We start from the raw sequence: 21935 nt of genomic DNA on the forward strand, positions 1-21935 counted from the left end.
TTTCTGACGCTCCGTCAGGAGTGCCAGTTCCAGACCTGGTTGGAGCTGCCCGCGCAGCCGAAGGTCTGGACGGGCTGACCGTCCTGCCCCGACTCGGAGGCCTGCGCGTCCAGACAGCGGCCGTCCGGGGCGCTGACCAGGGTTCCGGCGCTGCCCAGTTGCCACCGTTGCGCGCTCAGCCCGTCGCAGTTCGTGGCCCGGATCTTCGAGAGGTTCTGGCCGACCGTACTCGCGTCGGCGTCCAGGCAGTTGTGGTTGCCCTGATTGACGACGAGGTACTGGGACGCGTGGCCGGGCACGCGGTACAGCGCCCACTTCTGGGCCGCCGTGCCGTTGCACCCCCACACCTGCACCGCGGGGACGCGGGCGTCGAGACACCGCGCGACCTCGACGGCGTGCACGCTCTCGGTGACGGTCACCGAACCGGCCCTGACCGGACCGCGCTCGGTGCCGTACAGCAGCTTCATGGTCTGCGCGTCGACCGACCCGCTCGGCGTGGTTCCGGCCTCGGTCTGGAAGGCCTTCACCGCGTCGCTCGTCGTCTCCCCGTAGTCGCCGTCGACCGTGACGTGCAACCCGTAGCCGGCGAGGAGGAGTTGGAGGGCCTTGACGCAGTCGCCGTGGGAGTGCGACGCGATCTCGGCGACGCACGAGGCGATCCGGATGTCGAGGGTCGCGGGATCGTGGGTGGCCGGCGCCTTCGTCGGGCTCTGCGACGCCACGTTCCCCGTCCCCGGCAGGGTCGCGTCCGAGGTCGGTGAACTGCTCGGCGCCGAGGATGAGTTCTGCGGTACGGCCGCTCTTGAGGATGCCTCCGGCCCGGCACCGGCCGACGGCCCGCTGCCGTCGTCGTGGTGCAGCAGCAGCGTCGCGGTAATGCCGCCGGCGACCAGGACGGCGGCGGCGACGGCACCCACGATCAGCTTTCCGCGTCTTCCGGGCGCGACTTGGGGCTTGCCGGGCGGCTCCGGGGGCGTCGCGATGGGACGAGCAACGGGGGAGATCGCGGGCCGGGGAGAGGCACCCTGCTCGGGAGCGGACGCGCGCGGCGGGTCCCCGACCGGCCCGGACAGCTGATGCCCGATGGCCGTCCTGAACACGGCTTCGGGCAAAGGCCGTTGCTCGGGATCCTTGTCCAGGCAGACGCGGATGAACGCGGCCAGCTCCGCGTCGGCGGCCGCGACCTTGTCGAGGATTTCCTCCCGGGGCGGGTCGAAGGCCACCCGGTGCAGCACGTCGACGCCGGTGCCCTCGCCGAACGGAGCCTCCCCGGCGACGGCGTAGGTGAGCGTGGACGCCAGCGAGAAGATGTCCGAGGCTGCGGTCACCTCCTGGCCGCGGACCTGCTCCGGGGACATGTAGGCCGGGGTGCCCACGTTCTGGCCGGTGGCGGTGATCGAGGTGCCGTCGGTGGCCTGGACGACTCCGAAGTCGATGACGCGGGCGCCGTCGGCACCCAGGATGACGTTGGACGGCTTGAGGTCGCGGTGCACCAGCCCCGCGCGCCAGATCGCCTCGATCGCCCGTCCCACGTCGCCCATCAGCCGCCAGGCCGCCGCCGCGTCGATCGGCCCGCGCGCGTCGACCAGCTGGTCCAGCGTGGGCCCGGGTATGTACTCGGTGGCGACCCACACCAGTTCCTCGTCGCAGCCGCTGCCCAACAGCCGTACGATGTGCGCCCCTTGGATGCTGTCGAGGGCGCCGACCTCGCGCTCGAAGCGCTTGCGGAAGTGCGGGTCCTCCGCGTACTCGGGACGGATCACCTTCACGGCGGCCTGTCCGGTGGCGCCGGTGGCGTCGCGGCCGAGATAGACCCGGCCCATCCCACCGCTGCCCAGCACCGACAGCAAGCGGTACGGGCCCGCCTGCCGGGGATCGCTCTTCCGCAACGGGACCACGGGCGGCGGTTCCATCCCCGCCGCCGCATAGGCCATCGTTTCGGACCGACCGCGGTACTCGACTGGCATGGGAACCCTGTGTCTCTCGCGTGGTGCGTGTGACGTGAGATTAGCGCAGCTCCCTTATGAGGCAGGGGAGTTGACGGTTTCCTGCGGGGACACGGCAGCCGGGACCACGCGAGATCGAGCGGGGCCTGCCCGCGCCCGACCATTTCGTAACCTCCGCACCAAGGGACGTACAACTTCTCCCCAACAACAAGTGTCTGGTACGGCAACACCACTTGTCCCGGGGGGGATGTCTTGATCAAGGTGAGCGTTGTCGTGCCGGTCTACAACGCCGGTTCCTACATAGAGCGTTGCGCGCCGTCACTCGTCAACCAGAGCCTCGGAGCGGACGCCTACGAGGTCGTGTACGTCGACGACGGGTCGACGGACGACTCGGCCGAGCGGCTCGGGCGGCTGGCCGAGGCGCACGCGCATGTGCGGGTCCACCGGCAGGAGAACTCCGGCTGGCCGGGCAGACCGAGGAACGTCGGCATCGATCTGTCGAGGGGGAAATACGTCCAATTCGTCGACCAGGACGACGAGTTGTCGTACGAGGCGCTGGAGCGGCTGTACGCCCTGGCGGAGCGCAACGGGTCGGACATCGTGCTGGGCAAGGTGCACGGGACGATGCAAGGGCCCAGCAATGTGTTCAAGCGGACCGTCGAGCGGTGCACCGCCGCCGACGCGCCGCTCTTCGAGAGCCTGACGCCGCACAAGATGTTCCGCCGGGACTTCCTGCACGAGCACGGGATCCGTTTCCCGGAGGGCCGGGTCAGGCTGGAGGACCAGCTGTTCATGGCGCGCACCTATGTGCGGGCCAAGACCGTCTCGATACTGGGCAGTTACCCCTGCTACCGGTGGAACCGTCGGGAGGACGGCGGCAACAACAGCAGCCGCCGGATCACCCCCGACGACTACTACGGCCATCTCGGCAAGGTCGTCGAGGCGATCAAGGAGGGCACACCGCCGGGCGACCTCCAGGACCGGCTGCTGCGCCGTTCGTACCGGGTGGAGTTGCTGCGGCCGGTGAGCGAACCCCGCGTGCTGCGGCGCAGCGGGAAGGATCTGGAGGCGTACTTCACCACGGTCCGCCGGATGGCGATGACGAGCTATCCGGCGGGGGTGAGCGAAGGACTCCCGGCGATCAGTCGGCTGCGGGCGGAGCTGCTGGTGCGCGGCCGGCTCGACTCCCTGGTCGAACTCGCCCGCCGCACCGAACAGATCAGGGCGCACGTCGAGGTCGACGACATGCGCTGGCGCAATGGCAGGCTGGTGCTCCGGACCCGGATCGGGATGGTCCGGGGCGACGGTGAACCGCTGGCCGTCGTGGAGCGCGGCGGACGCACACTGCTCGACCCCGGACTTCTCGACGGCATCGGGGGAGCCGAGAACTGGGAGGTCCCCGACCCCTTCACCTCCGCGCACGGGGAGCTCATAGTCCATGACACCGCGGGCAACCACTGGTGGTACCCCGACGGGGAACTGACGCCGGCCCTCGAACCCCTGGGCGGAGACCGCCACCAGGTCGTGGTCACCGGCGAGACGGTCATCGACCCGCTCACCGTCACCGGCGACGAGCCCATGGCCCCCGGCGCCTACCAGGTCTGGGCCAGCGCCCAACTGCTCGGCGTAGGCCGCCGTCCCCGGCTGACCCCCACCCCGGGCCGCTCCCGCGTAATCCTCGGCACCGTCGCCGTGGGAGCGCCCGCGCGCCTGGTCTCCCCGACCTGGGCGGGCCCAGGCGGTCAACTCCGGCTCGCCGTCGGCACCCCCGGCGATATCGGCACCACCCGCCGCCTCCTGCTGCGCACCGCCGCCGACCACCGCCTCCGCCACGGCGTCCGCGAAGTCCTGCGCCGCCTCCCGCCCGACACGAGCCGCAATGTCCGCGCGACGGCGCGCCGGGCCGAGCGGTGGCTGTTGCGGTAGCGGGGGCGGTGGGCGAGGGAGCCGATTTGCGTTGGTCTGCGGCCTACCCGCGATTGGGGGAGGGCGCACCGTCCGCGCCCCGGCGCACCGGGCACAACGGTGGCTGCCGCGCGGGCCGGGGCAGCGGCGAGAGAACCGGTTGCGTAGCTTCCCGGCCCACCCGACCGGAGTGGGTCGCAGCGTCCCAAACGCGGTTGCGGGTTCGGGCTCGGCTTCTACGTCGTGACCGACCCCGTGGGCGCGGGCTCGTTCGGCAACAAGGGGGAGTACGGCTGGTCCGGCGCGGCCAACACCCACTTCTTCGTGGACCCGGTCGAGGGCGTCACGGCGGTCTTCCGCACCCAGGTCGTCACCTGGGGCAGACACCGCACGCCGATCCGCCGCCGGCTGCGCAACCTCGTGTACCAGACCATGACATAAGGGGTGTTGGGTGTCGACATAAGGGATATTCGCGGCTTCTTGCCCGATGTGGCAGGCGCAAGCGTGTGGCCGTGGTGAAGCAGGGGGGCCACAGGCGCTAGCGTGGTGGCTCCATGAAACTGCTGCACACCTCCGACTGGCACCTGGGCCGGGCGTTCCACCGAGTGAACATGCTCGGGGCCCAGGCCGACTTCGTGACCCACCTCGTCGCCACCGTGCGCGAGCGCGCCGTGGACGCCGTGGTCGTGTCGGGAGACGTGTACGACCGTGCGGTCCCGCCGCTCGCCGCCGTCGAGCTCTTCGACGACACCCTGCACCGGCTCGCCGACCTGGGCGTGCCCACGGTGATGATCTCCGGGAACCACGACTCGGCCCGCCGCCTCGGCGTCGGCGCGGGACTGATCGACCGCGCGGGCATCCACCTGCGGACCGAGCCGTCGGCCTGCGGGACGCCCGTGGTGATCCCGGACGCGTTCGGGGAGGTGGCCTTCTACGGGCTGCCGTATCTCGAACCCGCCCTGGTCAAGGCCGAGTTCGGGGTGGAGAAGGCCGGCCACGAAGCGGTGCTGGCCGCGGCCATGGACCGCGTCCGTGCCGACCTCGCCGGCCGCGCGCCCGGCACCCGGTCCGTGGTTCTCGCGCACGCCTTCGTCACCGGCGGCGAGGTCAGCGACAGTGAGCGGGACATCACTGTCGGCGGGGTCGCCGCCGTACCGGCCGGTGTCTTCGACGGCGTCGACTACGTGGCGCTCGGGCATCTGCACGGCTCGCAGACCATCACCGGGCGCGTCCGCTACTCGGGCTCACCGTTGCCGTACTCCTTCTCCGAGGCCGACCACCGCAAGAGCATGTGGCTCGTCGACCTGGACGCCGACGGGACCGTCACCGCCGAGCGCGTCGACTGCCCGGTGCCGCGCGAACTGGCCCGGATCAGGGGCGCGTTGGAGGATCTGCTCGACGATCCGGAGCTCGCGCGGCACGAGGAGGCGTGGGTCGAGGCGACGCTCACCGACCCGGTGCGCCCGGCCGACCCCATGGCCCGGCTCACCGAGCGCTTCCCGCACACCCTCAGCCTGGTCTTCGACCCCGAGCGGTCCTCGGACGACCCCGACGTGTCGTATGCCAGGCGTCTCGCGGGCCGCAGCGACCAGGAGATCGCCGACGACTTCGTGGCCCATGTGCGCGGCGCAGGACCCGACGAGGACGAACAGACCGTGCTCCAGGAGGCGTTCGACGCGGTGCGCGCGGACGCGCTGGTGCGGGAGGTGACGCCGTGAACGCGCGGCCCTCGGCAGGAGTGAGCGCGCGGCTCTCGGCAGAAGAGGGTGTGCGATGAGGCTGCACCGGCTCGACATCACCGCCTTCGGGCCCTTCGGCGGCTCGCAGACCGTCGACTTCGACGAACTGTCCTCCGCCGGTCTCTTCCTCCTGCACGGCCCGACCGGCGCCGGCAAGACCTCCGTCCTCGACGCCGTCTGCTACGCCCTCTACGGCTCGGTACCCGGCGTCCGCCAGAGCGGCCAGGGCCTCACCCTGCGCAGCGACCACGCGGCGCCCGCCACCCGCACCGAGGTACGGCTCGAACTGACCGTCGCCGGGCGGCGGTTGGAACTCACCCGGCAGCCGCCCTGGGCCCGCCCCAAGAAGCGCGGCACCGGCAGCACGCTGGACAAGGCACAGAGCTGGCTGCGCGAGTACGACGCGACGGCCGGCGACTGGAAGGACCTCAGCCGCTCGCACCAGGAGATCGGCGAGGAGATCACCCAGCTGCTCGGGATGAGCCGGGAGCAGTTCTGCCAGGTCGTGCTGTTGCCCCAGGGGGAGTTCGCGCGGTTCCTGCGCTCCGACGCCGAGGCGCGAGGCAAGCTGCTCGGCCGGCTCTTCGACACCCACCGCTTCGCCGAGGTCGAGAAGCGGCTCGCCGAGCGGCGGCGCGTCACCGAGGCCCAAGTCCGCCAGGGCGACGCCGAGTTGCTGGCCGACGCGCACCGCATGCAGCAGGCCGCCGGTGACGCCATGGAGCTGCCGGACCTCGCACCCGGCGAACCCGGCCTCGCCGCCGAGGTGTTGGGCGCGGCGGCCGTCGCCCGCAGCACCGCGCGCGAACAGCTGACCATCGCGCACAGCCTCCTCACCGCCGCCGAGTCCGCCCGGGCCGCCGCCGACCGAGAGCTCGCCGAGGTACGCGAACTGGCGCGCCTGCAACAGCGGTTCGCGCAGGCGCGGGAGCGGGCCGCCCTTCTTGAGGAGCGCGCCGACGGTTATCGGCAGGCGCAGGCGCGGATGGAGCGGGCGCGCAAGGCGGAGGCGGTGGCGCCTGCGCTGGAGCTCCGGGAGGCCGCCGAAACCGAGCACCGGGAAGCCGCCCGGGCCGAGACGCGCGCGCGTGACCTGCTGCCGGAGACCTTCGCGGGTGCCGGAGCGGCCGGGCTCACCGCCGCCGCCCGCCGGGCCGCCGAGGAGCTGGGCGGCCTGGAGTCGGCCCGCCGCGCCGAACAGCGCCTGACCGAACTCGGCGTGGAACGCGCCGAGTTGGATCGGCAGGAGCGTGCCGACGAGGACGTACGGCAGGAGGCCGAGGCCTGGCTCGCCGGATGGGACACCAACCGCGCGGAGCTGCGGACGCGGATCGAGTCCGCCCAGGAGGCCGCCAACCGGGCCGAGCAGCTCGCCGTGCGCCGCGATCCCGCCGAGCGGCGGCTCAGGGCGGCCCGGCAGCGGGACCAGTTCGCCGGAGACACCGAGGACGCCCAGCGGCGGGTGCTCGCCCTTGCCGAACGCGCCGTCGAGGCCCGCGCCCACTGGCTCGACCTCAAGGAACAGCGGCTGAACGGCATCGCCGCCGAACTCGCCGCCCACCTCACCGACGGCGAACCCTGCGCGGTCTGCGGTGCCTCCGAACACCCCGCGCCCGCACGCAAGTCGACAGGACACGTCGACCGCGCGGTGGAGGAACAGGCCTTCACCGCCCACCAGCAGGCCGAGGAACAGCGCACCGAGGCCGAGCGCCGCCTCGGCCTCGTACGGGAAGCGCTCGCCGCCGCCACGGCGGAGGCGGGGGACACGCCCACCGATCAACTCGCCGACGAAGTGGCGGAGTTGGAGCGGCTGTACGAGCAGGCACGCCGGGACGCCTCCTGGCTGCACCCCGCGACCGAAGAGCTGCGGCAGGCGGAGCAGGAGCACGACCGGCGGACCAACGTCCAGCAGCAGGCCGCCCTCAGAGCCGCCTCCCGTACGGCCCTCCGCGACACCCTGGACCGCGAACGGGCCCTGCTGGAGGAGGAGTTGGCACAGACGCGAGGTACCGCAGACAGCGTGGCGGCGCGCGCCGCCCAGCTGGAGCGGCAGGCCGTGCTGCTCACCGACGCCGCCGACGCCGCGCGGGTCGCCGAGGACACCGCGCAGCGCCTGAAGGACGCCGACGCGCGGCTGGCCGACGCCGCCTTCCGCGCCGGATTCGAGACTCCGCAGGCGGCTGCCGACGCCCTCCTCGACGACACCGCCCACCGCGAACTCCAACGGCGCCTGGACGCCTGGCAGTCGGAGGAAGCCGCCGTACGGGCAGTGCTGGCGGAGGCCGACACCGCCGCAGCCGCCCAGCAGCCGCCCGCCGACCCGGACGCGGCGGAGCGCGCCGCGAGCGCGGCCGAGCGGCGGACCCGGGACGCGGCCTCCGCGCGCGACGCGGCGGCCCGGCGCTGCACCGAACTCGACCGGCTCTCCGCCCGGTCGGCCGCCGGGGCACGCCAACTGGCGCCGCTGCGCGAGGAGTACGACCGGGTGGCCCGCCTCGCCGCCCTCACCGCGGGCACCTCGGCGGACAACGAACGCCGGATGCGCCTGGAGTCGTACGTCCTCGCCGCCCGCCTGGAACAGGTGGCCGCCGCCGCGACCGTACGGCTGCAGCGCATGTCGTCCGGCCGTTACACCCTCGTCCACTCCGACGACCGGGCCGGGCGCGGCCGCAGCGGACTCGGGCTGCATGTCGTCGACGCGTGGACCGGGCGGGAGCGGGACACGGCGACGCTGTCCGGCGGCGAGACGTTCTTCGCCTCGCTCGCCCTCGCGCTCGGACTCGCGGACGTGGTCACCGACGAGGCCGGCGGGGTCCGGCTCGACACCCTCTTCATCGACGAGGGTTTCGGCAGCCTCGACGAGCAGACCCTCGACGAGGTCCTCGACGTCCTGGACTCGCTGCGCGAGCGGGACCGCAGCGTCGGCATCGTCAGCCATGTCGCCGACCTGCGGCGGCGCATCCACGCGCAGCTGGAGGTCGTGAAGGGGCGGGCCGGGTCGGCCGTACGGCAGCGGGGGCAGTGATCCGGTAGCGACCCGGGTGCGGCAGCGGGGCCGGTGAGGTCAGCGACCCAGCGGGCGGCGGGGGAGCGGTGAGGAGTAGACGACGCTGGTGGTGACCGAGCCCAGCGTGCCGATCCGTCCCGAGACCTCCTCCAGGTGGCGCATCGAGCGGGCCGCGACCTTGATCATGAAGCAGTCGTCGCCCGTGATGTGATGCGCCTCCAGGATCTCCGGCGTCACCGCGACCAGGTCGTGGAACGGCTTGTAGTTGCCGTTCGGATAGCGGAGCCGCACGAACGCCAGGATCGGCAGACCGAGCCGCTCCGGGTCCACGACCGCCGTGTACCCCTGGATCACCCCCGCCTCCTCCAGCCGCCGCACCCGTTCGGTGACCGCGCTCGCGGACATGGACACGGCACGGGCCAGCTCGGCGAAACCGGCCCGGCCCTCCCGCTGGAGGACGTCGAGGATGCGCCAGTCGGTGGCGTCCGGGGAATACGCAGTCATTCCTGAGAAATAGCAAGGGAATCCCCGGCAGATCAAGCAGGACGCCGGGAATCATCACTTCAGGGGCCAGGCCGCCGACCGTAGATTTCCGGGTGTCAGGACATCTCGGTGAAAGGCCGGTCAGCCATGAGCAACACCGCCCCCGCGGCAGCCGCCGCCCACTTCCGCGCGAGCCTCGCCTTCCACACCGACGTCTCCGATGTCGCCGCCGCGCTCGCTTCCGGCGACCCCGCTTTCGTCCTAGTGGACTCACGCTCCACCGAGTCCTGGGACCAGGGCCGCATCCCCGGAGCGGTCCACCTCCCCACCGCGCTCATCCCCGAACAGGCCGGGCGACTCCTCGACAGGTCCGTGCCGGTGGTGACGTACTGCTGGGGGCCCGGCTGCAACGGCGCCACCCGCGCCGCCCTCGCCCTCGCCGAACTCGGTTACCAGGTACGGGAGATGCTCGGCGGCTTCGAGTACTGGGTGCGCGAGGGCTTCGAGTTCGAGACCTGGGAAGGGCGGGAGCGACGCCCGGCCGACCCGCTGACGGCACCGGCGGACGCGGCCGACTGCGGCTGCTGAAAACAGGGCCGACCGTTAACGGGCCGTACCCGCAAGCGAGTTGGCGGAGCACGCGGCGGCTCGAACCACGAACATGTGGGCTCGCTGTGCGTTAGGTTCTGCCCATGGCGCGATACGCGGAGCCGGACACGGCGGTGCAGTGGGTGGAATCGGGCGGCGGGCCGCTCATCGCGGTACCGGAGACGGTGCTGCCGTTCTGGACGGGAGCCGACGGCGACGAACTGGCCTCGGACTACGACCGGGCGTGCGAGGTCGGCGGGTATGTCGGCCTGCTGCCGGTGGGGGACAGCGCGGCCCTGGTCCTGGGCGACGAACCCGCCTCGACGTCCTTCCTGCCGGAGCACGGCACGTTCGTACGGTGGTGTGCCGCGGACTCCGAGGACGACGTGCTGGCCGGCGTACCCGCCGCGCTCGCCGGCGCGACCTGGGAGAACGAGGTGCGCTGGGACGTCCCCGGACCGCTCGTCCTCTTCGACTCGGCATGGCCCGGGCGGGATTCGGAAGGCACCGAGCATCTGAAGGTCGACCTGGAACCGGGACGCTACGCCGTCCGCGCGGGCCGCGCCCAGCCGGGTCCGGAGACCTGGCTGGGCCTTGTGCAGCTACGACGGCTTCCCAACTGACCTGGGGCTGAAGGGACTTCGGCCTCAGGTGCCGCCGTCAGAGCTGCGACAACTCGTCCACCAGGTCGTCGAGGCCGAGCGAACCCTGCGACAGCGCGGCCATGTGCCAGGCCTTCAGGTCGAAGTCCTCGCCGTGCCGCTGCCGTGCGTTCTCCCGGCCCAACAGCCAGGCCCGCTGGCCGAGTTTGTAGCCGATGGCCTGGCCCGGGATCGTGAGATAGCGGGTCAGCTCGCTCTCCACGAAGTCCGCGGGACGGCTGCTGTGCGCTCCGAAGAACTCCTGCGCCAGCTCGGGCGTCCACCGCTCACCGGGGTGGAACGGTGAGTCCGCCGGGATCTCCAGCTCCAGATGCATGCCGATGTCCACGATGATCCGGGTGGCCCGCATCATCTGCCCGTCCAGAAAGCCGAGTCGCTCCTCCGCGTCGGCCAAGTAGCCCAGCTCGTCCATCAGTTGCTCGGCGTACAACGCCCAGCCCTCGGCGTTGGCGCTGACCATGCCGACGGACGCCTGGTAACGGGACAGGTCCTCGGCGACATGCGCCCACTGGGCGAGCTGGAGGTGATGGCCGGGGACGCCCTCGTGGTACCAGGTCGAGACGAGGTCGTAGACCGGGAACCGCGTCTGTCCCATGGTCGGCAGCCAGGTGCGGCCCGGCCGCGAGAAGTCCTGCGAGGGAGACGTGTAGTACGGCGCAGCCGCACTGCCCGCCGGGGCGATCCGCGACTCCACCCGCCGTACCCGCTCGGCCAGTTCGAAGTGGGTGCCGTCCAGCTCCTCGATCGCCCGGTCCATCACACTCTGGAGCCAGTCACGGACCTCGTCGACACCCTCGATGTGCCGCCCGTGCTCGTCGAGGTGGGCGAGCGCCACCCACGGGGTCTCGGCGCCGGGGAGGATCTTCTCGGCCTCCCGCTTCATCTCCGCGAGCAGCCGGTGGTACTCGGACCAGCCGTACGCGTACGCCTCGTCGAGATCCAGCTCCGTGCCGTTGAAGTAGCGCGCCCAGCGCGCGTACCGCTCACGGCCCACCGTGTTCGGCGCGCCCTCGATCGCCGGCGCGTACACGTCCCGCAGCCAGTCCCGCAGCTCCACCAGGGCCACGGTCGCCCCGCGGGCGGCCTCGTCCAGCTCGGCGCGCAGGGACTCGGGCCCGGCCGAGGCGAAGTCCTCGTACCAGCCGCGCCCCTCGCCGTCCGGGTCCGACCACTCGGTGAGCTGGCCGATGAACGTGGCCGTCGGGCGCGGGCCCGCGAACAGCTTGCGGTCCAGGCCCAGTTGGAGGGACTCGCGGTAGCCGGCCAGCGCGGTGGGCACCGCGCGCAGCCGTTCCGCGATCGCCGCCCAGTCCTCCTCGGTCTGGGCCGGAGTCACCGTGAACACATCACGCACCGAGTGCGCGGGGGTGTGCATATTGCCCACCTCGCGCAGACCCTCGTCGGTGTCGTGCACACCGAGTGCGGCGGTCAGCCGCTCGCGCAGCAGGCGCGCGCACCGGCGCTCGACACCACTGTCCGCGCCGGGTCGGCGCTCTGCCTCGTCGAGCTTCGCGAGGGTCGCCCGCTGAAGCTCCGCGAGTCGTTCCTGACCTGCGGGGGAGAGATCGGGCAGCCCGCTCGAACTCTCCTTCACGCCGAGATACGTACCGATGACCGGGTTGAGGGCGATGAGGTCGTCGACGTAGGCGTCGGCGACCTGCCGGGGCAGCGGAGTATGGGTCTGCGACATGGGGACCATCCTCATACCTGGGACTTCTCCCCGTCACCCCGATTCGGCTACGGGCGTGGCAAGCGGTAGCAAGGGCCCGCACCCGCCGACTCAGCCGCCATTGCTACGGCGCTTCGGCCTTCCCGAACTCCGTGACGTCCACGGAAGTCACCGACGTCTCCAACCGCGCCGTGACCACCAACGTCCCCTCCTCGATCTGATAGTCGAGCGGCAGCTCAAGACCCCGCATCGCCGCCACCATCCCCGTGTTGGACGCCTGCGTCACGGCATACACGCTCTCGCAGCCGGCCTCGACAGCCATCCCCACCAGCCGCCCCAACAACTCGCTCCCGATGCCCCGCCGCTGCCAGTCGTCCTCGACGAGCAGCGCGACCTCGGTCTCGTCCCCGTCCCACAACAGGTGCCCGAGTCCGACGATCCGTCCCGAGGCCGTCTGTACGGCGAGTGTCCGCCCGTAGCGCGGGGAGAGCAGGTGGTTGAGATAGCGGTCGGCGTCACCGACCGGCCCGTGGTACCGCATGCCGAGCGTGCGCGCGGAGCAGCGCTCGTGCATCTCCCGCGCCGCCTCCAGATCGCCGGTGTCCGCGCGCCGCACGGTGATCGCGTTGCCCTCGGGCAGCGTCAGTACGTCCTGGCTGCGCGGGATGCGCGGACCGAGCCGGGCGTCCAGCTCCACCAGCGCCCGCGCCCGGGCGAACTCGGTGGGCGTGAACGGCAGATACGGCCGCTCCACGGTGATCACTCCGCCTTCCGGCGCCCGCAGGCGCATGACCGTGTCCTGCAACGTCCCCTCCGTCGGCACCGACTGCGGCTCGCGTTCCTTGCCCGAAATGGCCGCGGGCAGCGAACGGATGGTGCACCGGCCCAGCAACTGCCGCAGCGCCAGCGGCAGTTCCGCCGCGTCCAGGGCCGTGCGGGTGGCCAGGCCCAGGACCCGGGTCGGCGCGTCCACCAGATCGTGGGCGTCGGCCCGCTCGATCCAGGTGCTCGAACCGCCGGCCGACGCCACTACCCGGGTGATCTCGGAGGCCGCGACCTCGCCCGGCGCCCGCAGCAGGAACTCGTCGACCGTGCCCTCGGCCAGCGGATGCGTCTGCAGGCTCAGGATGTCGACCTGCCGTCCGGCCAGCGCCGTGCACAACGCGGCCAGCGATCCGGGAGCGTCCCGCACCGTGGTCCGCATCCGCCACAGCGTGGCCGGCTCGGCGACACCCTCGGGCGCCGCGGACGACTGCTGGGACTCCGAGTCGGAATCGACCGACGACTCCGGCTCGGAGGGCCCGGCCTGCCGCACCCGCGCGGTCGACCGGGCGCCGGTATCACCCGTAGGAGGTGCGTGACCGTGGCGGCGTGACCACCAGGTGTGGAACCCCGCCGTGGCGATCAGCGCCAGCGCGGAGATCCCCAGCAGCGCCGGACCCTCGGGGCCGTGCCCCACCAGATTCGCCACGACGTCCGCCACCGCGACCGCGGTGAACAGCGCCGCCAGCTCCACCAGGTCGCGCCGCCAGTGGTGCACCGGACGCCCGTGCCTGGCGCGCGTCACATCAGACATGTCTCGATTCATGCAACCACTGTGAAGGAAGGGTGTTGCGTGATCACGAACGCTCTGTGACCGACCGGTAAAAGCGTGGTTCTGTACCTTTTGCAGTTCTTTTTACGAGTCTGCTGCCCCGAAGGTCAGGCCCGCCGTCCTACGTCATGCGGCCACCCCAGCCACCAGCGCGCTGCGCAGCCGACGTGCCTGCGTGACCAGTCGGGACGAGCCGGTCCGGTCCGCCGTCTGCGCCAGATGCGGCAGCTCGTCCCGCGCCCCGGACCGCTCCGCGCACTCGGCGGCCACGGCGAGCAGGTCCCCGAGCCCCCGCGCCTGCGCGGGCTTGATGTCCCCGTCGACATCGGCGAGCAGCGCGGTCAGGGTGTGCCGGAGGATCCCCCATATGCTCGTGTTCGCCCCGGTGGCGGCCCCCGTCCGCATCGACTCGGCGAGCCGCGAGGGCTTCACCGCCCCGCTCCGCACCAACTGCCCGAGATCCGTGCCCAGCCGGTCCCCGTCCAGCTGCCCCCGTGCCGCCATCACCAGCAACGCGTCCACCGCGGCGAGCCGGTCCTCCGGGTGCCGCGCACCGAGCCCGTACGCCAGACACAGATGCGTCGCCTCACCGGCCGCGCCTTCGGACTCGGCCAGCGCCGGGAGCACGCCGGCCGCGCCCCGGGCGTCGTCCACGGCCGCGGTGGACACCTCCCGCACTATCCGCGCCGCCACCAGCTCGCGCAGCTCGGGAAGTACCGCGAGCCAGTGCCGCTGCATGTCCCGGTTCCAGTGGTAGCAGTGCCAGCGCTCGCCGTAGACCGTCGTCGGTTGCCCCAGCTGCCGGAACTCCCCCGGGAAGTCGGCCTGCAGCGAGACGAGTTCACCGAATTCGAGCTGGACGCGGGCCCCGGCGGACCGTCGTCGGCTCGTGGGCAGCACGGGTTCCCCGGACGACAGCCATCGGGCGAGCCGGACGCCCTCGGCCGTACCGAGCGCCGCCGCGCGCTCGGCTGCCGCCGCTGCCGCCGCCCGGTCCCCGCGGCGCACCCGCAGCAGCGCCTGCGCGAAGTCGGCGGCCGAGACCCGCGCGCCCAGCCGCCGGTAAGTGTCCAGCCGGTCCACCAACTCGTCCGGCTCCAGCAGGCCCGTGTTCCAGCTCGGAGTCGAGAGCAGGAACGGCAGCGGCTCCACGCGGAGCCGGTACGCCACCTCCCACACCCGGGCGTCGAAGGCCCGGGACAGTGCGGTGTGCCCGCAGTCTTGGGAGCGGTGACCGTGCCGTACCCCGTCATGGAGCGTGGCGGTGAGCAGCCTGCTCCGGAGGGTGGCCAGAAGGAGGTCGAGCGCGTTCTCCGCGCTGCCGAAGGTGCGGTGCGACTTGCTGAAGTGGTCGTCCGGGAGCTGGGCGTACTCGGGTTCGGCGCGCGCCCACCAGCGGCGCGCGACCACCGGCCCCAGCGCCTCCACCAGGTTTTCCCGGTCCTGATACGCGTGGCGGACGAGTCCGTCCAAGACGCGCTCGAACGCGGCCACGTCACCCCCGCCCGCCAGCAACACCCCCACTTCCTCGGCGAGCCCGACCGCCGACTCGGGCATCGGCGCGAGGCGCACCGGCTCCGGCGCGGGCGGGAGCACCTCCTCGTACACCGTCGGTGTCGTCGTCACCGGCGCCGCCCCCAGTGTCTCGACCGCCCGTGTGCGCAGGGCGGGTACCAACTGGTCGACCGCCGCGGCGAGTTCGGCCCGCACCTCGGCGGAGTCGACCTTTTTGAGATGGCGTTCGACCAGTTTCAGTGCCCGCTCCTGCATGTCCGTGTCCTCGTGCCCGAAGGCCTTCGCGACAGCGGGCAGCACCTTGGCGGCGGCCGACGCGTCCCGTGCCAGCACCTTCCCCAGCAGTACGAGCTGTGCCCGGACGAGCTTCTTCTCGGACCTGAACAGCACCGCGTCGGACATCTCCGCCAGCCGGCGCGGCGTCAACTCCCCGTCCAGGGCGAGGGAGCCGAGCACCGTCTGGGCGTGCGCGGCCACGGTGGGCACCGCGTCCGAGGCCAGGGCCAGCCAGTCGGCGGTGTGCTCCCGCTCCTCCTCGCGGGTGAGGGCGAGCCCCTTCAGCACGCGCAGGAACGCCCGGTGGTCGAGAGTCGAGTTGCCCCGCAGCAGCCGGGCCACACAGGCGTCCACCGTCCGCTGCCGGTCCAGGGCACTCTCGACGGTGAGCCGGGCGATCGCGTCGACCCAGCCGTCCACGTTCTCGTTCGAGGACCACTGCATGGGGCCGGAGACATCGTTCGTCTCGAACAGCGCGGCCACCAGCTCCGCGAGGTGAGGATCCCTGCGCAGCCGGTCGAACAGGGTGTCCCCGAGCTGCCACAGTTGGCCGGTGTGCGCCACCCAGGCCTGCACATAGGTCTCCGTCGTCGGCACCGGACAACCGGAGAGCCGCACCAGGCCGGCCATCAGCTCGTACGACACGCCGCCGAAGGCCGGGCGCCCGGCGAGGCGGTGTGTCACATCGGCCAGCCAGGAGGCATCGCGGTCGCCCAGGATGTGGAGCAGCAGCGCCGACGACGACTGCGACCAGCGCATGTCGCCGGCGGCGATCCAGCTCACCGCGGCAGCCGCCCCCGTCTCGCAGGCGGCACCGGCCGCGTGCAGCGTCGGATAGGCATGGTGGGACGGATGACCCCACGGCGCCGTGCGCAACTCCTTGCGGAGGTCTTTCAACTCAGGCAGGAACGCCCGTCGTTCGGCATCCGTCAGCCCGTCGAGCAACCCCACCACCTCGGCCGTCCGCCCCGCCCGCACCGCTTCCATCAGCGCACTCATCGCACACCCCCGTCGACCCGCACCATGTCCCGCTCCACCGCGGCACCCCGCCGCACCATCCGCACCGCCAGCGCGTGCTTGCACGGACCGCGCCCGCCCCGGTACTTCGCCCACCACACACAGCTGCAGCTCAGCACCCCCGCCTCGTCACGCACCCGGTGCACATGACCGTCCTCGGCCGTCACCGTGCCGATCGGGCCCTCCAGCCGCACCGCGCCCGCGGCCACCAGCGCGCGGGCCGAGCGCAGCCGCGGATTGTGACGCTCCACGCGCCGCGCGTCGTACGGCAGTTCACGGTGGAAGTAGGCCGCCTCCGCCGTGTCGTACCCGACCCGCCCGGAAGTGCCCAGCCGGATCAGCGCGGCGCGGACCCGCTCGGGGGTGAGCCCCGAGGCCGCGGCCAGGTCGGCGACGTCGATGCGGGGCTCCCAGGCCAGCAGCACGGCGATCAACTCGGCGTCCTCACCGGCCTCGTCGGCGGCGAGCGCGTCCAGGACGCCTCCCTCGCCGGAGAAGCCGCGCGACGCGTCCGGCGACAGCGTGAGGGTCAGCCGCATCCCGGGCAGGACGGCCTCCCACGCACCGGCCGTGGCGGCGGCGCCGACGACGGAGGGGCCGTAGATCCGCAGGGCCGTCGCATGGCGCAGGACCCGCTGGAGGGCGGTCAGCCGCTCCGGCCCGGGCAGGCACACCGCGCCCGGGACCGGGCGGGTGGTGGGGCGCAGGCCGCGGCCCGCCGGTACGACCCAGCGGAGGCCGCTCGTGGCGCCGCGCGCGCCGGCCTTCGGAAGCGAGCGCAGGAAGCGGACCGCCTCCGCCGCGGGCAGCTCGGCCCGCAGGTCGAAGCCGGCCGCTATGACCTGGGCCTCCGCGAAGCCGCGCAGCCATCGGTCCGGCAGCGGCACCTTCTTCTCCAGCACCGGGCCGTCCAGTGTCGTCACGGCCAACTCCTCGGGGCCGACCCGGAGATGGAGCGGATCGTCCGAGCCGATCCGGGACAGGGCCTCGCGCAGGGGGTTGTTGACGTCGACGTTCGTCGTGCCGTGTCCCACCTCGCCGCCGTCGAGACCGGGGCCGAGGACGTCCAGGCGCGCGTACACCCCGCCGCAGCCGGAGAAGGACTCGAAGCGCAGCCGGTCACCGCCCGCCGTCACCACCGGGTCGAGAGAGGCGGCCAGTTGGCGCTGGTAGTACCGTGCGCCCGCCACGTCGGCCACCGCCAGCAGCGCCGCCGAGGCCACCTGAGGCGAGGTCAGGAAGCCCGCGAAGAAGCGCGGATGGTCGGTGACACCCGAAGGAGTCGCCCCCTGCGAGGTCTCGAGCCAGAGGCGCCGTCCACTCTCCGACGACTCCAGCGCGGAGGGTCGGCGATAGGTCACGGCCTGCAAAGATCGCGTCATGGAAAAACCGTAGAGTCCGCCACTGACAATCGGCCTGACCTGCGAAAACGCGGTCTGTGCGCGGAAGTTCGGTGTGTCGCGGAACGTACCGCGCACCGGGGGATGACGCCGGTGCGCGGTACAGGTTCGAGGGTAGTGGAGTTACTGGCCGACCCGGCCCGGCTGAAGGGTCTGCGTGAACAGCACGGTGCCGTCCGACTCCCGCAGACGCACCGTCAGTTCCCCGCTGTGGCCGTCGATGTCGACCTCGCCGAAGAACTGGTAGCCCTCGGCCGGCGACACGTTCGCCACGGTCGGCGCCTTCACGAACACCCGCTCGGGACCGAAGGTGTTGTCGAGGGCGTTGGCCGGGAACGCGCCCGCGTTGAGCGGGCCGGAGACGAACTCCCAGAACGGCTCGAAGTCGGTGAACGCGGCCCGCGAGGGCTGGTAGTGCTGGGCGGAGGTGTGGTGCACGTCCGCCGTCAGCCACACGGTGCCGGTGATCCGCCGGTGCTTGACGTACCGCAGCAGCTCGGCGATCTGCAGTTCACGCCCCAGCGGCGCGCCCGGGTCGCCCTGCGCGACCGCCTCGATGTTCGCCTTGCCCTCGGTGGCGTCGGGCACGACCAGGCCGAGCGGCATGTCGGCGGCGATCACCTTCCACACCGCGCGCGAGCGCGACAACTCCCGCTTGAGCCACTCCAGTTGCTCACGGCCGAGGATGCCCTGCGGATCCACGGTCTGGTTGTCGGGCGAGTTGGCGTTGCGGTAGGTCCGCATGTCCAGGACGAACACGTCGAGCAGCGGACCGTGCCGCATCACGCGCTGCACCCGGCCCTCCTTCGCGCCCGGCCGCAGCGTCGAGACCGGGAAGTACTCGCTGAACGCGCGCCGGGCGCGCATCGCCAGGGCGTCGACGCTCTTCTCCGTGTAGCGGGTGTCGGTGGCGGCGATCACCTCGCCCGGGTACCAGTTGTTGCGGACCTCGTGGTCGTCCCACTGGATGATCGACGGGACCTGGGCGTTGAACCGCTTGAGGTTCTCGTCGAGCAGGTTGTAGCGGAAGTTGCCGCGGAACTCGGCCAGGGTCTCGGCGACCTTGGACTTCTCCTCCGTGGTGACGTTCCGGTACAGGCTGCCGTCGGGCAGGGCCTGCGTCGCCGTGATCGGACCGTCGGCGTAGATGTTGTCGCCGCTGCACACGAAGAAGTCCGGGTCCAGCTCGGCCATCGCGTCGTAGATGCGGTAGCCGCCGAGGTCCGGGTTGATGCCCCAGCCCTGGCCCGCCAGGTCCCCGGACCACAGGAAGCGCACACCACGCCGCCCGGTCGGCACCGTACGGAACGTGCCGGCGACCGGCTCGCCGGTGCGGCGCGGGTCGTCGGGGTCGGCGAGAAGGACCCGGTAGTGGATCTGCTGCCCCGAAGGCAGCCCGCGCAGCCGGGTGGTGCCGGTGAAGTCGGTGTCCGGGCCGAGCAGCGGACCGTGCCACCGGTGCGGATTGCGGAACGACTCGGTGGCCGAGGTCTCCACGATCATCCGGGCCGGGCGGTCCGAACGCACCCACACCAGACCGGAGTCGGAGGTCACGTCCCCCGCCTGCACACCCCAGCCCGCCTTCGGACGTCCGGACAGGGCGAAGGCCGGCGCGGCGCCGAGGGCGGCGGGCACGGTCAGGGCCGCCGACGCGGCCAGGGTGCCGCGCAGGACGCTGCGGCGGGCGGGGAACGGACGATGCGACATGGGGTTGCGCCTCCACGGACGGGATGCGGTCAGGGTGCACCGCCACAACTACTGGTGCGCCGCAGCGCGCACGGAAACCACGGGTGAACAACGGAACGTGTGACATCAGAGGCCGTCCGGGTGCCAGGCACCGGCCATCAGCCGTACACCCGCGCGGATCCGTCCGGGAGACAGATGCGCGTAACCGAGGACCAGCCGTACGACCGCGTCGTCGGCACGTGCGTGTGCGTAGGCGGTGAGCGGGCGCACCGCGACACCGGCGCAGGCGGCCCTTTCCAGGAAGCCGTCCTGGGGGCCGTACTTCTCCGGGAGTTCGGCGATGACGTGCAGTCCCGCGGCGATCCCGGTGACTGCCGCTTCGGGGAAGTGTTCCTCCAGTGCGGCGACCAGGGTGTCCCGCCGCTGCCGGTAGGCGCGCTGGCAGCGGCGCAACTGCCGGTCGTAGTCGCCGCGTTCCAGGAAGCGGGCGAACAGCGCCTGGTCGAGGGTCGGATGCCCGAGATCCATGGTCCGCTTGCGCTCTACCACCTCGTCGGCCAGGGACTCGGGCACCAGCAGCCAGCCGAGCCGCAGCCCCGGGGCGAGCGATTTGCTGACCGAGCCCGCGTAGGCGACATGCTCCGGGTCGAGGCCCTGGAGCGCGCCCACAGGAGCGCGGTCGTAGCGGAAGTCGCCGTCGTAGTCGTCCTCGAAGACGAGGCCGTCCACCGACCGCGCCCAGTCGAGGAGTTGGGCCCGCCGCCGCGCGGAGTAGGCGATCCCGGTGGGGAACTGATGGGCGGGCGTCGCCACCACGGCCCGCACGCCGGACGTCCGTAGCGGCCCGATGGCCAGGCCCTCGTCGTCCAGGGGCAGCGGTACGGTGCCGACACCCGCCGAGGCGTACAGGGCGTCGTGCTGCGGGCTGCCGGGGTCCTCGACGCCGACGGTGCGCATCCCGCGCGCGTGGAGCACGAATCCGAGGAGCGCCGTCGCCTGCGCCACTCCGGAGACCACGATCAGCCGCTCCGGATCGGCGACCACACCCCGGCGACGCGCCAGCAGTTCGGCGAGCGCCGTACGCAATCGGGGGAGCCCGCGCGGATCGGGATAACCGAGGAGATCGTGCGGTGATTCCGCCAGCACCCCGCGCTGCGCGGCGGCCCAGGCTGCGCGGGGGAACATCGACAGGTCCGGTGTTCCGGCCACGAAGTCGACCCGGGCGCCGGGGGAGCGCGGCGCGAGATCACGCGCGCGTGGCCGCGCCGCCCGCACGGCACCACCCACCCAGGTGCCCGCACCCCGGCCACTGCGCAGATACCCCTCCGCCGTCAACTGCTCGTACGCCTCCGTGACCAGTCCCCGCGACACCCCGAGGTCGGCCGCCAGGTCCCGGCTCGACGGCAACCGCGTGCCCGGCGCCAGCCGCCCCGAGCGCACCGCCTCCCGCAACGCGGCCTGGAACGAGCGGCCACGCGTGCGTGCCGGTGCCGAGACGGCGGGCAGCAGCAGCTCCCACGCGGCGGAACCCGGCAGACCCGCGGGATCGGTCGGCCCCTCCGGATTGGTCCGCGATGACGTCATGGAAGTGGACCTTAAACCGGACCGCCACGCTCCCTAGCGTCGCCGCCATGACCGCAACCACCGCCCGCGGCGCCCCGCTCGCCGCCTTCGCCTGCGTCCTCGTGGGCGCGTCCTTCACCGCCAACAGCGTTCTCGGCCACTACCCGTACGCGGGCGGCCAGTTCCTGCGCTACGGCCTCGCCTGCCTGCTGCTGGTTCCCTTCACCGGCAGGGACGCGACGTCCCGGCTGCGCGCGCTCACCCCCCGTCAGTGGGCCCGCCTCGCACTCCTCGCGGCCACCGGCATGGTCGGCTTCAACCTGGCCGTCATCGCCGCCGAACACAGCGCCGAACCGGCTGTCCCGGGCGTCTTCGTGGGCTGCGCACCCGTGGCCGTGGCGACCCTCGTCCCGCTTCTGGAGGGACGCCGTCCGCGCAGGATCGTGCTGTACGGGGCGTCGCTCGTCGCCGTCGGCGCGTTCACCGTCCAGGGGTGGGGCCGTACGGACGCCACCGGAATCGCCTTCTCCGGGTGCGCACTTGCGGGCGAGGTGGGCTTCGCGATGCTCGCGGTGCCCGTGCTGCGACCCCTGGGGCCGCGGTTGTTGTCGGCCACCGTGTGCGGTGTGGCCGCGATCGAGGCGGCGACGGCCGGGCTGCTCCTCGACGGGAGTGCTTGGCTGCGGCGCCCCGATGCCACCGAGGCCGCCGCGCTGCTGTGGCAGGCGGCGGTCGTCACGGTCGTCGGCTTCGTGTGCTGGTACATGGGCCTGCAGCGGATCGGCGCGGAGCGCGCCACGCTCTTCTCCGGCCTCATACCGGTCGCGGCGGCCGCGCCCCCGCCCCCCCGCGGGACACGCGCCAAACGGGCCGCCCCCGGCCGCG

General features: G+C 72.4%; 15 protein-coding genes. 7 read left to right on the forward strand and 8 right to left on the reverse strand.

All coding sequences use genetic code 11. From position 1 onward, the window contains the following. Window positions 1-14: 14 nt before the first annotated feature. Window positions 15-1967, reverse strand: a complete 1953-nt coding sequence (locus ACFXC1_RS00625) for a protein kinase domain-containing protein (RefSeq protein WP_381236872.1) — start codon at window positions 1965-1967, stop codon at window positions 15-17. A 252-nt stretch (window positions 1968-2219) separates the two neighbouring features. Here ACFXC1_RS00625 and ACFXC1_RS00630 point away from each other — a divergent pair, with 252 nt between their 5' ends. The 4 genes from ACFXC1_RS00630 to ACFXC1_RS00645 all read left to right on the forward strand — a co-directional run bounded on the left by ACFXC1_RS00630 (window position 2220) and on the right by ACFXC1_RS00645 (window position 8615). Next, a complete protein-coding gene (locus ACFXC1_RS00630; protein ID WP_381239370.1) occupies window positions 2220-3872 on the forward strand; it encodes a glycosyltransferase in 1653 nt (550 codons plus the stop codon). Window positions 3873-4094: 222 nt separating this feature from the next. Next, on the forward strand, window positions 4095-4292 hold the full coding sequence (locus ACFXC1_RS00635) for a hypothetical protein (RefSeq protein ID WP_381236875.1): 198 nt from the start codon (window positions 4095-4097) through the stop codon (window positions 4290-4292). Between the two features lie 113 nt (window positions 4293-4405). Further along, window positions 4406-5569: an exonuclease SbcCD subunit D gene (locus ACFXC1_RS00640; protein ID WP_381236877.1), complete on the forward strand. Its 1164-nt coding sequence runs from the start codon at window positions 4406-4408 to the stop codon at window positions 5567-5569. Between the two features lie 55 nt (window positions 5570-5624). Then, a complete protein-coding gene (locus ACFXC1_RS00645) occupies window positions 5625-8615 on the forward strand; it encodes an AAA family ATPase (RefSeq protein ID WP_381236880.1) in 2991 nt (996 codons plus the stop codon). A gap of 39 nt (window positions 8616-8654) precedes the next feature. Here ACFXC1_RS00645 and ACFXC1_RS00650 read toward each other — a convergent pair whose 3' ends face one another. Then, on the reverse strand, window positions 8655-9101 hold the full coding sequence (locus tag ACFXC1_RS00650) for an Lrp/AsnC family transcriptional regulator (protein WP_381236883.1): 447 nt from the start codon (window positions 9099-9101) through the stop codon (window positions 8655-8657). Between the two features lie 126 nt (window positions 9102-9227). On the opposite strand from ACFXC1_RS00650, the gene ACFXC1_RS00655 reads away from it, so the two are divergent. Together ACFXC1_RS00655 and ACFXC1_RS00660 are read left to right on the forward strand one after the other, a co-directional pair. After that, window positions 9228-9668, forward strand: a complete 441-nt coding sequence (locus ACFXC1_RS00655; RefSeq protein ID WP_381236886.1) for a rhodanese-like domain-containing protein — start codon at window positions 9228-9230, stop codon at window positions 9666-9668. A gap of 104 nt (window positions 9669-9772) precedes the next feature. Then, on the forward strand, window positions 9773-10291 hold the full coding sequence (locus tag ACFXC1_RS00660) for an immunity 21 family protein (protein ID WP_381236889.1): 519 nt from the start codon (window positions 9773-9775) through the stop codon (window positions 10289-10291). Between the two features lie 37 nt (window positions 10292-10328). On the opposite strand, the gene ACFXC1_RS00665 is transcribed toward ACFXC1_RS00660, so the two are convergent. The 6 genes from ACFXC1_RS00665 to pdxR form a co-directional block, all read right to left on the reverse strand. After that, window positions 10329-12020 carry a DUF885 domain-containing protein gene (locus ACFXC1_RS00665; RefSeq protein WP_381236892.1) on the reverse strand — a complete coding sequence of 564 codons (1692 nt, stop codon included), beginning with the start codon at window positions 12018-12020 and terminating at the stop codon, window positions 10329-10331. Between the two features lie 103 nt (window positions 12021-12123). Then, window positions 12124-13575, reverse strand: coding sequence for a GNAT family N-acetyltransferase (locus tag ACFXC1_RS00670; protein ID WP_381236893.1), 1452 nt, complete (start codon window positions 13573-13575; stop codon window positions 12124-12126). 144 nt (window positions 13576-13719) lie between these two features. Beyond that, entirely contained in the window at window positions 13720-16383 is a 2664-nt protein-coding gene (locus tag ACFXC1_RS00675; protein WP_381236896.1) for a DUF7825 domain-containing protein, read from the reverse strand. Next, on the reverse strand, window positions 16380-17783 hold the full coding sequence (locus tag ACFXC1_RS00680; RefSeq protein ID WP_381236899.1) for an SWIM zinc finger family protein: 1404 nt from the start codon (window positions 17781-17783) through the stop codon (window positions 16380-16382). Before ACFXC1_RS00680 ends, ACFXC1_RS00675 begins: the two co-directional genes overlap by 4 nt. A gap of 141 nt (window positions 17784-17924) precedes the next feature. After that, the gene (locus tag ACFXC1_RS00685; RefSeq protein ID WP_381236901.1) at window positions 17925-19508 is read right to left on the reverse strand and encodes an alkaline phosphatase D family protein; all 1584 of its coding nucleotides are present in this window, start codon (window positions 19506-19508) and stop codon (window positions 17925-17927) included. Between the two features lie 105 nt (window positions 19509-19613). Beyond that, the gene (gene pdxR, locus ACFXC1_RS00690) at window positions 19614-21071 is read right to left on the reverse strand and encodes a MocR-like pyridoxine biosynthesis transcription factor PdxR (RefSeq protein WP_381236902.1); all 1458 of its coding nucleotides are present in this window, start codon (window positions 21069-21071) and stop codon (window positions 19614-19616) included. 47 nt (window positions 21072-21118) lie between these two features. Between pdxR and ACFXC1_RS00695 the strand changes: the two genes are divergently transcribed. Beyond that, a partial coding sequence (locus ACFXC1_RS00695) for a DMT family transporter (protein ID WP_381236905.1) occupies window positions 21119-21935 on the forward strand: 817 nt, incomplete at its 3' end.

This window comes from Streptomyces hokutonensis (assembly GCF_042751305.1).
GTDB lineage: Bacteria > Actinomycetota > Actinomycetes > Streptomycetales > Streptomycetaceae > Streptomyces > Streptomyces hokutonensis_A.